Origin of the sequence: Streptomyces sp. NPDC047043 (assembly GCF_040644055.1) — a bacterium.
Classification (GTDB): Bacteria; Actinomycetota; Actinomycetes; order Streptomycetales; family Streptomycetaceae; genus Streptomyces.
Genome location: NZ_JBEYVO010000019.1, coordinates 143,866 through 157,367, shown reverse-complemented (window position 1 = coordinate 157,367; position 13,502 = coordinate 143,866). Strand labels below are relative to the sequence as shown.

The following is a 13,502-nucleotide window of genomic DNA, read 5'->3' as shown; positions in this document are numbered from 1 at the left end:
CCATGAATCCTTAAAGCCTGGCTGAAATCACCATCGGTTTCGCGCCTTTGTTCAGCAAAGGCTCTTGAAAGGCTTGCCTTGCCTGCGGAGCCGCTTCGGCTTGCGGCAGCGGCTCGGCAGCGGTGGCGACGGGCTCCGACTCCGCCGCCAGGCCCAGCGCCTCCCGCGCCGCCCCGACGTGCCGCAGCCCCTCCTGTGCCATCCGCGTCACGCGCTCGTACTCCGCCGCCGTCCGGGCGTCCGCGAGCAGGACCCGGGCGGCGTGGTGGCACTCGGCGGCCTCCGTCAGCGCGTGCCCCGCCGCCTTGCCGTTGCTCGCCCAGGCACTCGCACCCGGCGGCATCAGGCTGCCGCCGAGCCGGATCAGCCACCGGTTGGCCTCGGCCTCCGCATCCAGTTCGGTGGTCCCCCGCTCGGCCGGCGACCGCCGCAGTGCGACGACCGCGCCCACCGCTCCGGCGATCAACAGCGCCGAGAGCGCGATCGCGTACCCCATGGCTTCCTCCTTGGCCGACAGGCCCTCAGGGGCCCGATGTCACTCCCTATGACACGACAGGCTTCTGTGCTCCTCCCTCGGGATTGCTGTGTGCCTCCGGTGAGGTTTCCAAGTCGGTGTCCGCGGCGCCCGGGGTGGTGTCGGCCGCCCGCGCGGCGCGGACGAACCACGCCCCCGCCACCGCGAGCAGCGAGGCCGTGGACAGGGTGCACAGACCGCCGGTCGTGCTGCCCGTCGTGTCCTTGAGGTAGCCGAAGAGGAAGGGGGAAGCACCTGGCAGAAACATCGGAAAGAGCTGTGAATCAGGGTGCGCAAGCGAAAGGGCTCGAAACCGTCGGTCGGTTTCGAGCCCCTGTCACTCCGACTTGCCTACTTCGGCTGCGGCTTGCGCACCGTCAGGTGCAGCTCCTTCAGCCGCGCCTCCTCCAGCTCCGTCGGCGCGCCCATCATCAGGTCCTGGGCGTTGCCGTTGAGCGGGAAGGCGATGGTCTCGCGGATGTTCGGCTCATCCGCGAGCAGCATGACGATGCGGTCGACGCCGGGGGCGATGCCGCCGTGCGGCGGGGCGCCGAAGCGGAAGGCGCGCAGCATGCCGGCGAACTTCTCCTCGACGGTCTCGCGGTCGTAGCCGGCGATCTCGAAGGCCTTCAGCATGATCTCCGGCTCGTGGTTCCGGATCGCGCCGGAGGACAGCTCGACGCCGTTGCAGACGATGTCGTACTGCCAGCCCAGGATGTCCAGCGGGTCCTGGGTCTCCAGGGCCTCGAGGCCGCCCTGCGGCATGGAGAAGGGGTTGTGCGAGAAGTCGATCGCGCCGGTGTCCTCGTCCTTCTCGTACATCGGGAAGTCGACGATCCAGCAGAACCGGAAGACGCCCTCCTCGAAGTGCCCGGCGCGCTTGGCGGCCTCGACGCGGACCGCGCCCATGATCTTCGAGACCTCGTCGAACTCGCCCGCGCCGAAGAACACGGCGTGACCGGCGGCCAGCGACAGCCTCTTGGTCAGCTCGGCGACGTTCTCCTCGGTGAGGAACTTCGCGATCGGGCCGGTCAGCGAACCGTCCTCGGCGACACGCACCCAGGCCAGGCCCTTGGCGCCCTGCGAGACCGCGAAGTCACCGAGCTGGTCGAAGAACTTCCGCGGCTGCGCGGAGACGTCCGGCACCGGCAGCGCACGCACGTGCTTGCCGGCGAAGGCCTTGAACTCCGAGCCCTCGAAGACGTCGGTGATGTCGACGAGCTCCAGCTGGGCGCGCAGGTCCGGCTTGTCGGAGCCGTACTTCAGCATCGCCTCGCGGAACGGGATCCGCGGGAAGGGCGAGGTGACGTGCCGGCCGTTGCCGAACTCCTCGAACAGCTCCGTCATGAGCTGCTCGATCGGGCGGAACACGTCCTCCTGCTCGACGAAGCTCATCTCGACGTCGAGCTGATAGAACTCGCCCGGCGAGCGGTCCGCGCGCGCGTCCTCGTCGCGGAAGCAGGGCGCGATCTGGAAGTAGCGGTCGAAGCCGGAGATCATCAGCAGCTGCTTGAACTGCTGCGGCGCCTGCGGGAGGGCGTAGAACTTGCCCGGGTTCAGCCGGGACGGCACGACGAAGTCACGCGCGCCCTCGGGGGAGGTGGCGGACAGGATCGGGGTCGCCATCTCGTTGAAGCCCAGCGCCGTCATCTTGTGCCGGATGGCCGAGATGACCGCCGTCCGCAGCATGATGTTGCGGTGCATGCGCTCGCGGCGCAGGTCCAGGAAGCGGTACTCCAGGCGCCGCTCCTCGTTGACCCCGTCCTCGGTGTTGATCGTGAAGGGCAGCGGGGCGGCCGCGCCGAGCAGCTCGACCTCGCCGACCTCGACCTCGATCTCACCGGTCGGCAGCTCCGGGTTGATGTTCTCGGCGCCGCGGGAGACGACCTTGCCGTCGACGCGGACGGTCGACTCCTTGGTGACCTTGTCGAGGGCCTCGTAGGCGGGCGTGCCGGGGCGGGCGACGAGCTGCGTGATGCCGTAGTGGTCGCGCAGATCGATGAAGAGGATGCCGCCCAGGTCGCGCCGATTGTGCAGCCAGCCACTCAGCCGGACGTCGGTGCCGACGTCAGAGGAGCGGAGCTCGCCGCAGGTGTGGGACCTGTACCGATGCATCGTCGTTCATCCAGTCTTCGCGGATCGGGGGGCACGTTTCACGTGAAACAACCCCAGCGTACCGGGCACCCCAAGATCGGCTCCCCACCATTAAGACGTGGCAATCGGTGGCACTCCTCGATCACCTCTCCATAAAGTGGGGCAATGCGCACTGGTGAGCCTCTGCCCGCCGTGGGGGAGGTTCTCGCCGCCCTCGCGACCGGCCTGTGGCACTGGGACACCGCCACCGAACTGGTCACGGTCGATGCCGAGGCGGCTCGGCTCCTCGGCCTGCCGCCCGTACAGACGACCCTCACGGAGGCCAAGGCACGGGCCCGCCTCCATCCGGTCGACTGGAACGAGATCATCGCCGTCGTCGGGCTCGCCGTCGCCGAGGGCACGCTGGCCGAGGTGCGGATCCGGGTCATGGACGAGCAGGGACGGGTGATCCGTGTCGTCCGGTCCCGGTCCAAGCCCTCGTTCGACCCCGACAACAAGTCCTTCCAGCTGATCGGCACCCTCCAGGAGGTCACCGAACCGACTCCGGGCACCCCTGCCGGGCGCGTCGCCGTCACCGGTGACTGGCGGCGCTCGCGGGAGGCGTTCCTGCTGGACGCGGGCCGGGCGCTGGCCGAGGCGCGGTCGACGGAGGAGGTGCTGCGGGTCACGGGCGCCCTGTCGATGCCGGGGTTCACGCCGGACGGGCTCGCGGTGTTCGGCGTGGAGGGCGACCGGCTGACGATCATCGGTCACCACGGGCACCAGCCCGGCGACGACGGCCCCTTCTCGCACATGTCCCTGGACACGGACTACCCGGCCGCCGAGGTGGTCCGCACCGGACGCGCCGTCTACATCTCCACGCCCGAGCAGTACAAGTCGCGCTATCCGGCGGCGTGGCCGCTGGCCGCGTCCTTCAACCGCCATTCCTGGGCGTTCCTGCCGCTGACCGTGGCCGGCCGCACGATAGGGACCTGGATGGCGGCCTTCGCCTACCCGGTCACGTTCAATCCGGACGAGCGGTCCGTGCTGACGACGGTGGCCCGCATGCTCGCCCAGGCCCTGTCCCGGGCCGGCGCCGCCGAGACCGAGCGCGCGCTGACCGACGGCCTCCAGCGCTCGATGCTGCCGACGCTCGGCCCGCAGATACCGGGCATGAGCGTGGCCGCGCGCTACGTACCCACCGGCGGCGGCCTCCAGGTCGGCGGCGACTGGTACGACATGATCCCGCTGCCCAACGGCCGTATCGCCCTGGTCATCGGCGACGTCCAGGGCCATGACGTGCGGGCGGCCGGTCTGATGGGCCAGCTGCGCATCGCCCTGCGTGCATACGCCTCCGAGGGCCACCGCCCGGACGCGGTACTCTCGCGCGCCTCGCGCTTCCTGCACGGCATGACGGACGGCGCCCTCGACGAGGAGGCCCTGTCGGACCTGCGCTTCGCGACCTGTCTGTACGTCGAGGCCGACCCGGCCACCGGCACCCTCGACATCGCCCGCGCCGGCCACCCGGACCCGGCGATCCGGATGGCCGACGGCACGGTGCTGGCGCGGCCGACGGCGGGCGGACTGCCGCTCGGCATCGACCCGGACGCCGACTACCCGACCACCCGGATCACCCTCGAGCCCGGCGAGACCATGCTGATCTGCACCGACGGTCTGATCGAGACCGGCGGCCACGATCTGGAGAGCGGCTGGCAGCGGCTCCGCACGATCCTCGAGGAGCACAAGGGCGACCTGGAGGAGCTCGCCGACGCCCTGGTCCAGGGCGTGCACGGCCCCTCCTCCCACCACACCACCGGCCCGCTCGCCGACCGGCGCGAGGACGACATAGCCGTACTGCTGCTGTGCCGGCCGGGGGAGGGCTGCGGCGAGACGCTGTTCGTGCCGCAGCCGGTGCGCCGCACCATGCTGTCCGTCGCGCAGGCCGAGCCGGAGCGGGTGGCGGTGGCCCGCCAGCAGCTGCGCGAGCTGCTGCACGACTGGGGTTCGCAGGACCAGATCGACTCGGCGGTGCTGCTGCTGTCCGAGATGCTCACCAACGTCCTGGTGCACACGGACGCCGACGCGCTGCTGCTGGCCGAGGTGCGGGGCGAGACGGGGGAGCGCCGGATGCGCGTGGAGGTCACCGACACCAGCGACGACCTCCCGCACAAGCGCCGCCCCGGCGAACTGGCCTCCTCCGGCCGCGGCCTGGTCCTCATCGAGCTGCTCGCCGACGCCTGGGGCGTGGCCCCGCAGGGCGAGGGCAAGAGCATCTGGTTCGAGCTCTACGAGTCCGAGGATTTGGCCGCCGACTCCGGGTAGCGCGCCCGCAGTTCGTGCACGACGCCGGAGGCGGCCGCGGTCAGGGGCAGCGCCAGCAGCATGCCGAGGACGCCGGCGACGGACGCCCCGGCGGTGATCGCGACCATCACGACCGCCGGGTGCATCTGCACGGTGCGGCTCTGGATCGCCGGCTGCAGCACATGCCCCTCCAGCACCTGCACGGCGAGCACGACGCCCAGGGCCCACAGCGCGATCACGAACCCCCGGTCGGCGAGCGCGACGAGCACGGCGACGGCGCCGGAGACGAAGGCGCCCAGGTAGGGGACGTAGGCGCCCACGAAGACCAGCGCGCCCAGCCCCACCGCGCCCGGCACATCGAGGACGAGCAGCCCGACGGTGATGCAGACGGCGTCGATGAGGGCGATGAGGGTGGTCCCCCGCATGAACCCCTCGACGGCCTCGAAGGCCCGCCGGGCCATGGCCTCCAGGGTGTCGCCGCTCTGCCCCGGAGCGACGCCCCGGATCAGACCGGCGGCCTTGTGCGAGTCGCGCAGGAAGAAGAAGACGAGCAGCAGCGCCAGCACGGCCATGGCGATGCCCTCCCCGACGACGCTCACCCCGCTGATGACGTTGGAGGCGGCCGTCCCCCCGAACCTGGTGAGCAGCTCCTTGGCATTGGACGCGAGATCGTCGAGCGAGGTCCCCGCGGCCCCGAAATGATCGGCGACCCCCTGCGCCGCGTCCTTCAGCGAGGCGACGATCTGGTCCCCGGTGTCGATGAGCGCGGCCACGACGATGTACACGGCCCCGCCGACCACTGCCACCACCGCGACACAGGTGAGCCCGGCGGCCACGGACCGATTGACCTTCGCCTTCACCAGCCGCCGGTACAGCGGCCCCAGCAGCGCGGTCCCGAGCAGGGCGAGCAGCACCGGCGTCACGGCCGTACGGAACTCGGAGCACAGCAGCACCCCGACGTACACCACCCCGGCGACCAGCAGCACGACGGCACACCAGGCGGCAAGCCGTCGTACGGGATCGGGAAGCAGCTGCACGGCTCAAGGCGACCACGGGCGGCCGCGCCTGTCCTGCGCGGACGGCCGCCCGGGTGACGCAGCGTCAGGATCTGTTCGCGGGCTCTCGGCTCACGCCCGCGGCCCCGCGGGCACTCTCGGCGGCTCGGTCGGTGCCACGGACGGCTCGGCGGGTGCCGTCGTGGGCCTCTCCGCCGCTGCGGCCGGAGGGCGCAACACCAGCAGCAGCCCCGCCGCGAGCGTCCACACCGCCATGAGAAGTGGGGTGATCCAGGCGGTGAACGGGCCCGCGAGGGAGCCCAGCGCGATGATGAGCGCCGGCCAGCCCAGCCACTGCGGCACGGCGTCGGTCGTCCGGGACACCCGCCACATCGCGAACAGCAGCACGGCGGCCGCGCCCATGGCGCCGATGAGCGCGCCGTAGGCCAGGTCGATCAGCAGCATGGCCAGCAGCGCCGTCCCCGGGATCACCAGGAACGTGTCGTCGTACTTGGCCGAGATCGCGAAGATGCCGGAGATCAGTCCCGCGGCCATCACGAGCACGGCAAAGGCGATGCCACCCGCAAGGACAAGCTGCGACCGCTTCCCGGCGACGCGGGTGAGGGCACCCAGGAAGAACAGGAACAGCACGCACGAGCTGAGCAGCAGCAGGGTCGTGGTCTCGAGCAGATCGAGGTTGCTGTCCTTGAGGTAGAAGCTGAGGGTGCGGGTCAGACCCCTCTTTCCGCTGTCGTCCGGGGTGTTGCTGTCCAGGATGATCATGGCGGTGAGCATGATCACCCCGGACGCCACACCGGCAACACCGGGCCAGTACAGTCGCTTCGTCATCTCGGCCTCCTCGCGACGAATTCCCGCGAGGGTCCCGATTCAGGACTCTTTTCCTATTCTGCCCCTCTTATCCCCTGTTTACATTCCGGGCTCAGAGGCCGCCCTCGGTCATGCCGTGCACCGCCGGGATCGTCCCCAGACGGCCCTTCTGGAAGTCCTCGAAGGCCTGCTGGAGCTCCTCGCGGGTGTTCATGACGAACGGGCCGTAGTGGGCCATGGGCTCACGGATCGGCTGTCCGCCCAGGAGCACGACCTCCAGGTCCGGCGTGTGGGAGTCCTGCTTCTCGTCCGCACGGACGGTCAGCGAGGAGCCCGCGCCGAACACCGCGGTCTGGCCCAGCTGGACCGGGCGACGCTCGGCGCCGACCGAGCCCCGGCCCGCGAGGACGTACGCCAGCCCGTTGAAGTCCTCGCGCCACGGCAGCGTGATCTCCGCGCCCGGCGCCAGCGTCGCGTGGATCATCGTGATCGGCGTGTGCGTGACGCCGGGACCCTGGTGGCCGTCGAGCTCACCGGCGATGACGCGGAGCAGGGCACCGCCGTCGGGGGTGGTGAGCAGCTGGACGTTGCCGCCGCGGATGTCCTGGTAGCGCGGGGCCATCATCTTGTCCCTGGCCGGGAGGTTCACCCACAGCTGCAGGCCGTGGAAGAGGCCGCCGGACATCACCAGCGACTCCGGCGGGGCCTCGATGTGCAGCAGGCCCGAACCCGCGGTCATCCACTGGGTGTCGCCGTTGGTGATGGTGCCGCCGCCACCCTGCGAGTCCTGGTGGTCGAAGATCCCGTCGATGATGTACGTGACGGTCTCGAAGCCACGGTGCGGGTGCCAGGGGGTGCCCTTGGGCTCGCCCGGCGCGTACTCCACCTCGCCCATCTGGTCCATCATGATGAACGGGTCGAGGTGCTTGTAGTTGATCCCCGCGAACGCCCGGCGCACCGGGAAGCCCTCGCCCTCGAAACCGCTCGGCGCGGTCGTGACGGCGAGCACGGGACGTGCCACGGCGTCGGCCGGCGCGGCCACGCGGGGCAGGGTCAGCGGGTTCTCGACGGTCACTGCAGGCATGTCGGTACCTCCTTGTGCGGCCAGTTTAGTTGAGCATTGAACTTTCTGCTACCCGTAACGGAGAAAGCCCGGAGGGCATTCCCTCCGGGCTCTCGTAGGTAGATGTCAGCCGTACATCCTGCGCATCGCGAACTCGACCATCTGCTCGACCGCCTTCGCGTCGAACACCATGCGGTGCTCGCCCTCCATGTCGAGGACGAAGCCGTAGCCGGTGGGCAGCAGGTCGATGACCTCGGCGCCCGTGATCACGAAGTACTTGGACTCCTTGCCCGCGTACCGGCGCAGCTCCTTGAGCGAGGTGAACATCGGGATCACCGGCTGCTGGGTGTTGTGCAGGGCGAGGAAACCGGGGTTGTCGCCGCGCGGGCAGTAGACCTTCGAGGTCGCGAAGACCTGCTGGAAGTCCTCCGCGGACATCTGGCCGGTGGTGAAGGCCCGTACCGCGTCCGCGAGCGACGGCGGGGACGGCTCGGGATACAGCGGCGGCTGCTGCCCGTAGCCGCCCGGGCCCGCTTGCTGCTGGGCGTACTGCTGCTGAGCACCCGCACCCACGTTCTGGTCGTAGCCGTACATGAGCGCAAGAGTACTGAGTCACAGATGACCCAATCGGGGTTGCTTCTTATTACCGGCGGGTAGCATCATCGTAGCTACTTGTTGGTACGTGAACTAGAAGCAGCGCGAGGATCCACAAACAGTGCCTCGCCGATATCTCTCAACGGAGCCGTCGCCATGGGGCACTACAAGTCGAATCTCCGCGACATCGAGTTCAACCTGTTCGAAGTCCTCGGACGGGACAAGGTGTACGGCGCCGGTCCGTTCGAGGAGATGGACACCGAGACCGCGAAGAGCATCCTCGAGGAGCTGACCCGTCTCGCGGAGAACGAGCTGGCGGAGTCCTTCGCGGACGCCGACCGCAACCCGCCGGTCTTCGACCCGGAGACGAACACCGCTCCGGTCCCGGCGTCGTTCAAGAAGAGCTACAAGGCCTTCATGGACTCGGAGTACTGGCGGCTCGGCCTGCCCGAGGAGATCGGCGGCACCACCTCGCCCCGCTCCCTGATCTGGGCCTTCGCCGAGCTGATCCTGGGCGCCAACCCGGCCGTCTGGATGTACTCCTCGGGCCCCGCGTTCGCCGGCATCCTCTTCGAGGAGGGCAACGAGGTCCAGAAGCACATCGCCAAGGTCGCCGTGGAGAAGCAGTGGGGCTCCACGATGGTCCTCACCGAGCCGGACGCCGGTTCGGACGTGGGCGCCGGCCGCACCAAGGCGGTCCGGCAGGAGGACGGCTCCTGGCACATCGAGGGCGTGAAGCGCTTCATCACGTCCGGTGAGCACGACATGGAGGAGAACATCCTCCACTACGTCCTCGCCCGCCCCGAGGGCGCCGGCCCCGGTACCAAGGGCCTGTCCCTCTTCCTCGTCCCGAAGTACCTCTTCGACTTCGAGACCGGCGAGCTGGGCGAGCGCAACGGCGTGTACGCGACGAACGTCGAGCACAAGATGGGCCTGAAGGCCTCCAACACCTGCGAGATGACGTTCGGCGACCAGCACCCCGCCAAGGGCTGGCTGATCGGCGACAAGCACGACGGCATCCGCCAGATGTTCCGCATCATCGAGTTCGCCCGGATGATGGTCGGCACGAAGGCGATCTCCACGCTGTCCACGGGCTACCTCAACGCCCTCGAGTACGCCAAGGAGCGCGTCCAGGGCCCGGACCTCGCGAACTTCATGGACAAGACCGCGCCCAAGGTCACCATCACGCACCACCCGGACGTGCGCCGCTCGCTGATGACGCAGAAGGCGTACGCGGAGGGCATGCGCGCCCTGGTGCTGTACACGGCCTCCATCCAGGACGAGATCCAGGTCAAGGAGGCGGCGGGCGAGGACGTCAAGGCGCTGGAGGCGCTGAACGACCTGCTCCTGCCGATCGTGAAGGGCTACGGCTCCGAGAAGGGCTACGAGCAGCTCGCCCAGTCGCTGCAGACCTTCGGCGGCTCCGGCTTCCTGCAGGAGTACCCGATCGAGCAGTACATCCGCGACGCCAAGATCGACACCCTGTACGAGGGCACCACCGCGATCCAGGGCCAGGACTTCTTCTTCCGGAAGATCGTCCGCAACCAGGGCGCGGCGCTGAACTCGCTGGCCGAGGACATCAAGAAGTTCCTGGCGCTCGGCACCGGCGGCGAGGAGCTGGCCGGCGCCCGCGAGCACCTCGCGAAGGCCGCCGTCGAGCTGGAGGCCATCGTCGGCCTGATGCTGACCGACCTCGCGGCGACCGAGCAGGACGTCAAGAACATCTACAAGGTGGGCCTGAACACCACCCGCCTGCTGCTGGCCTCCGGTGACGTGGTCGTCGGATACCTGCTGCTCAAGGGTGCCGCGGTCGCCGCCGAGAAGCTGGAGACGGCCTCCGCCAAGGACAAGGCGTTCTACCAGGGCAAGATCGCGGCGGCGAAGTTCTTCGCGGCGAGCGTCCTGCCCGGTGTCACCGGCGCCCGCAAGCTCGCCGAGGGCGTCGACCTGGACCTGATGGAGCTGGACGAAGCCGCGTTCTAGCCTCCTCGGTTCTGGGTAGCCAAAACTCCACATCGCCCTCACGAGGGCCCGCTCCCACGACGAGGAGCGGGCCCTCGTACGTCGTTAAGGTGAACCCCATGAGCGAACCCCCCCGCTTCGACCGCGGCCACACCGACGACCTCATGTCCTTCCTGACGGCCAGCCCGTCGCCGTACCACGCGGTGGCGAGCGCCGCCGAGCGGCTGGAGAAGGCAGGGTTCCGGCAGGTCGCGGAGACGGACGCCTGGGACGGGACGACCGGCGGCAGGTATGTGCTGCGCGGCGGTGCGATCGTGGCCTGGTACGTCCCCGAGGGCGCGGCGCCCCACACGCCGTTCCGCATCGTCGGCGCGCACACCGACTCCCCCAACCTGCGGGTCAAGCCGCTGCCCGACACCGGGGCGCACGGCTGGCGCCAGGTGGCGGTGGAGATCTACGGCGGACCGCTGCTCAACTCCTGGCTCGACCGCGACCTGGGCCTGGCGGGCCGGCTGACCCTGCGGGACGGCTCGACGCGCCTGGTGAACGTGGACCGGCCGCTGCTGCGCGTCCCGCAGCTCGCCATCCACCTGGACCGTTCGGTCTCGGCGGAGGGCCTCAAGCTCGACAAGCAGCGCCATCTGACGCCCATTTGGGGTCTCGGCAACGATGTGCGGGACGGCGACCTGATCGCCTTCCTGGAGGAGAGTGCGGGGCTGCCGTCGGGCGAGGTCACCGGCTGGGACCTGATGACGCACTCGGTGGAGCCGCCGGCATACCTGGGCCGCGACAAGGAACTGCTCGCCGGACCGCGCATGGACAACCTGCTGTCCGTGCACGCGGGCGTGGCCGCGCTCGCGGCGGTGGCCGGGGGCAAGCCGCCCTACATCCCCGTACTGGCCGCGTTCGACCACGAGGAGAACGGCTCGCAGTCGGACACCGGCGCGGACGGGCCGCTGCTCGGCAGTGTGCTGGAGCGCTCGGTGTTCGCGCGCGGTGGTTCCTTCGAGGACCGGGCGAGAGCCTTCGCGGGCACGGTCTGTCTGTCGTCGGACACGGGCCACGCCGTCCACCCCAACTACGCGGAACGCCACGACCCGACGCACCACCCCCGGGTCAACGGCGGTCCGATCCTGAAGGTCAACGTCAACAACCGCTACGCCACGGACGGTTCGGGCCGCGCGGTCTTCGCCGCCGCCTGCGAGAAGGCGGACGTCCCCTTCCAGTCCTTCGTCTCCAACAACTCCATGCCGTGCGGCACGACGATCGGCCCGATCACGGCGGCCCGGCACGGCATCAAGACGGTCGACATCGGCGTGGCGATCCTGTCGATGCACAGCGCCCGCGAGCTGTGCGGTGTGGACGACCCGCATCTGCTGGCGAGTGCGCTGGTGGCGTTCCTGGAGGGGTGAGTCCCGGGAAGTCTTTGTCCCCCCATGGGCAACCTTTTTGAACCTGTTCAAGGTGAGTTCGGGCGGCGTACGATGCGCTCACTCTTGAACGATCTTCAGTCTCGTGGGGGGACTACACATGCGAGGAAGGTTGGCGCTCGCCTGCGCTTCCGTGGCGGCGGGCCTGCTGCTCGGCCCGGTGCCGGCGGCGCACGCGGCGGTGGCGCCGGTGCTGTACGGGGTCGGCAGCGGTGACCACCCGGGCGAGGGCCTGGTGTGGGTGTCCGCCTCCTCCGACACCGCCATCACCTCGATCACCGCGCACCTCTACGCGCCGGGCTCCGCCGCCGACGCCCAGGAGGTCACCGAGGTCAGCGACTTCACACCGGACTCCAGCACCGGCTTCGCGAACACCTGGCGCACCACCGCCCCGCTGCGCCTGGCCGACCTCGGCACCTACCGCGTCGTGGTCGATCTGACGGATGCCGACGGTGACACCACCACGGCCGAGAGCACCTACCAGTACGAGCTCGAGGCGAACCTGACGGATCTGCAGGCCACACCGCAGAGCCCGGACTACGAGCACCAGGACGTCACCGTCTCCGGCGGCTTCACGGTCACCGACCCGCGCACCGGCGAGACGACGCCGGCGGCGGGCGCGGAGGTGGACCTGGAGATCTCCAACGGGGACGACAAGACGACCACGACCGGCACCGACGGCCGTTTCACCACCGCCTACGCCGTGGACGACCCGTCCAGCGGCACCGTCAACGCCTGGCTGCGGCCGGCCGAGCCCTGGTACCAGTCCAGGGCCAACGAGAGCGTCGAGGTCCGGGCCGTGCAGTCGGACACCCGCGTGACCCTCGACGCCACCGAGCTGGACGTCGAGGAAGGGCAGGCGGCGACGGTCTCCGGCACGGCCGAGGTGTACCTCGACGGGGCGTGGCAGCCGCTCGCCGGGGCCGACGTCGACGAGATCTGGCAGAGCGACATCGGTCACGCGGGTGCCCACCCGGTCACGGACGCCGACGGCCGTTTCTCCGGGCAGCTGACCATGTCGAGCACCGGCTCGGTCGAGGTGCAGGTCCGCAGCGGCACCTTTCTGAAGTGGAGCCCGCTGCAGACGGTCAAGGTGTACGTCGCGAAGAAGACGTCCCTCACCGACTTCACCGCGACGCTGAACAAGTACTCCGAGCTGACCGCCAAGGGCATGCTGCACACGGGCTCCAGCGTTCCCGCGGGTGTGGACAACAAGGTCGAGCTGCAGTACTCGGCCGACGGGAAGACCGGCTGGACGACGATGAAGACCGTCACCCCGGGCAGCTCCGACCCCGAGTCCGGCGCTTCGTTCAAGGGCACGTTCGACGCGCCTTACAAGGGCTACTACCGGGCCCACTTCAAGGGCGGCCGCTCCTGGCAGGAGTCGTACAGCCCGGTGGTGTACGTGAAGCGCACGCCGACCCGCATCGTCGACGGCAACGCCTCGCCGGAGCCGGTCCGCAAGGGCCGCACGATCACCTACAAGGGCAAGCTGCAGCACTACACCTCGGGCGCCTGGAAGGCCTACGGCGGCCAGAAGGTGAAGATCCTCTTCCGGCCCAAGGGTGCCAGCACCTGGTACGACATGGGCAACACCTACACCCATTCCGACGGCACCTTCAGCAAGGGCTTCACGGCCTCGAAGGACGGCACGTGGGTCGCGGTGCTGCTCTACCCGAACAGCACCCACCTGGTGAGCTCCGGCCGCGAGGACTACGTCGACGTGACGTGAGGCAGGTCGA

At 69.6% G+C, this 13,502-nt stretch carries 11 protein-coding genes; 4 read left to right on the top strand and 7 right to left on the bottom strand.

What is annotated here, in order from left to right; translation table 11 throughout:
• Nucleotides 1–10 precede the first annotated feature (10 nt).
• The 3 genes from ABZ880_RS28825 to aspS form a co-directional block, all read right to left on the bottom strand.
• On the bottom strand, nt 11–496 hold the full coding sequence (locus tag ABZ880_RS28825) for a hypothetical protein (protein ID WP_361268244.1): 486 nt from the start codon (nt 494–496) through the stop codon (nt 11–13).
• A gap of 46 nt (nt 497–542) precedes the next feature.
• On the bottom strand, nt 543–782 hold the full coding sequence (locus ABZ880_RS28820) for a hypothetical protein (RefSeq protein WP_361268241.1): 240 nt from the start codon (nt 780–782) through the stop codon (nt 543–545).
• 83 nt (nt 783–865) lie between these two features.
• Entirely contained in the window at nt 866–2,629 is a 1,764-nt protein-coding gene (gene aspS / locus ABZ880_RS28815) for an aspartate--tRNA ligase (protein ID WP_361268239.1), read from the bottom strand.
• 144 nt (nt 2,630–2,773) lie between these two features.
• Here aspS and ABZ880_RS28810 point away from each other — a divergent pair, with 144 nt between their 5' ends.
• Complete coding sequence (locus ABZ880_RS28810) at nt 2,774–4,909, top strand: SpoIIE family protein phosphatase (protein ID WP_361268236.1); 2,136 nt, start codon at nt 2,774–2,776, stop codon at nt 4,907–4,909.
• Here the strand turns inward: ABZ880_RS28810 and ABZ880_RS28805 are convergent.
• The 4 genes from ABZ880_RS28805 to ABZ880_RS28790 all read right to left on the bottom strand — a co-directional run bounded on the left by ABZ880_RS28805 (nt 4,873) and on the right by ABZ880_RS28790 (nt 8,368).
• Nucleotides 4,873–5,925: an AI-2E family transporter gene (locus tag ABZ880_RS28805; protein ID WP_361268233.1), complete on the bottom strand. Its 1,053-nt coding sequence runs from the start codon at nt 5,923–5,925 to the stop codon at nt 4,873–4,875. The two genes, ABZ880_RS28810 and ABZ880_RS28805, sit on opposite strands and share 37 nt — an antisense overlap.
• Nucleotides 5,926–6,015: 90 nt before the next feature.
• Nucleotides 6,016–6,732, bottom strand: a complete 717-nt coding sequence (locus tag ABZ880_RS28800) for a hypothetical protein (RefSeq protein WP_361268230.1) — start codon at nt 6,730–6,732, stop codon at nt 6,016–6,018.
• A gap of 91 nt (nt 6,733–6,823) precedes the next feature.
• The gene (locus ABZ880_RS28795) at nt 6,824–7,795 is read right to left on the bottom strand and encodes a pirin family protein (RefSeq protein ID WP_361268227.1); all 972 of its coding nucleotides are present in this window, start codon (nt 7,793–7,795) and stop codon (nt 6,824–6,826) included.
• A gap of 105 nt (nt 7,796–7,900) precedes the next feature.
• On the bottom strand, nt 7,901–8,368 hold the full coding sequence (locus ABZ880_RS28790; RefSeq protein WP_361268224.1) for an SseB family protein: 468 nt from the start codon (nt 8,366–8,368) through the stop codon (nt 7,901–7,903).
• A 156-nt stretch (nt 8,369–8,524) separates the two neighbouring features.
• On the opposite strand from ABZ880_RS28790, the gene ABZ880_RS28785 reads away from it, so the two are divergent.
• The 3 genes from ABZ880_RS28785 (at nt 8,525) to ABZ880_RS28775 (ending at nt 13,492) form a co-directional block, all read left to right on the top strand.
• A complete protein-coding gene (locus ABZ880_RS28785) occupies nt 8,525–10,351 on the top strand; it encodes an acyl-CoA dehydrogenase (protein WP_361268221.1) in 1,827 nt (608 codons plus the stop codon).
• 98 nt (nt 10,352–10,449) lie between these two features.
• Nucleotides 10,450–11,742, top strand: a complete 1,293-nt coding sequence (locus ABZ880_RS28780; RefSeq protein ID WP_361268218.1) for a M18 family aminopeptidase — start codon at nt 10,450–10,452, stop codon at nt 11,740–11,742.
• 118 nt (nt 11,743–11,860) lie between these two features.
• A complete protein-coding gene (locus ABZ880_RS28775; protein ID WP_361268215.1) occupies nt 11,861–13,492 on the top strand; it encodes a hypothetical protein in 1,632 nt (543 codons plus the stop codon).
• Nucleotides 13,493–13,502 lie beyond the last annotated feature (10 nt).

Excerpts from the sequence above, each read along its gene's own strand:
- ABZ880_RS28825 (WP_361268244.1), bottom strand. The coding sequence starts at position 496 with ATGGGGTACGCGATCGCGCTCTCGGCGCTGTTGATCGCCGGAGCGGTG.
- ABZ880_RS28820 (WP_361268241.1), bottom strand. The coding sequence starts at position 782 with ATGTTTCTGCCAGGTGCTTCCCCCTTCCTCTTCGGCTACCTCAAGGAC.
- aspS (WP_361268239.1), bottom strand. The coding sequence starts at position 2,629 with ATGCATCGGTACAGGTCCCACACCTGCGGCGAGCTCCGCTCCTCTGAC.
- ABZ880_RS28810 (WP_361268236.1), top strand. The coding sequence starts at position 2,774 with ATGCGCACTGGTGAGCCTCTGCCCGCCGTGGGGGAGGTTCTCGCCGCC.
- ABZ880_RS28800 (WP_361268230.1), bottom strand. The coding sequence starts at position 6,732 with ATGACGAAGCGACTGTACTGGCCCGGTGTTGCCGGTGTGGCGTCCGGG.
- ABZ880_RS28795 (WP_361268227.1), bottom strand. The coding sequence starts at position 7,795 with ATGCCTGCAGTGACCGTCGAGAACCCGCTGACCCTGCCCCGCGTGGCC.
- ABZ880_RS28790 (WP_361268224.1), bottom strand. The coding sequence starts at position 8,368 with ATGTACGGCTACGACCAGAACGTGGGTGCGGGTGCTCAGCAGCAGTAC.
- ABZ880_RS28785 (WP_361268221.1), top strand. The coding sequence starts at position 8,525 with ATGGGGCACTACAAGTCGAATCTCCGCGACATCGAGTTCAACCTGTTC.
- ABZ880_RS28780 (WP_361268218.1), top strand. The coding sequence starts at position 10,450 with ATGAGCGAACCCCCCCGCTTCGACCGCGGCCACACCGACGACCTCATG.
- ABZ880_RS28775 (WP_361268215.1), top strand. The coding sequence starts at position 11,861 with ATGCGAGGAAGGTTGGCGCTCGCCTGCGCTTCCGTGGCGGCGGGCCTG.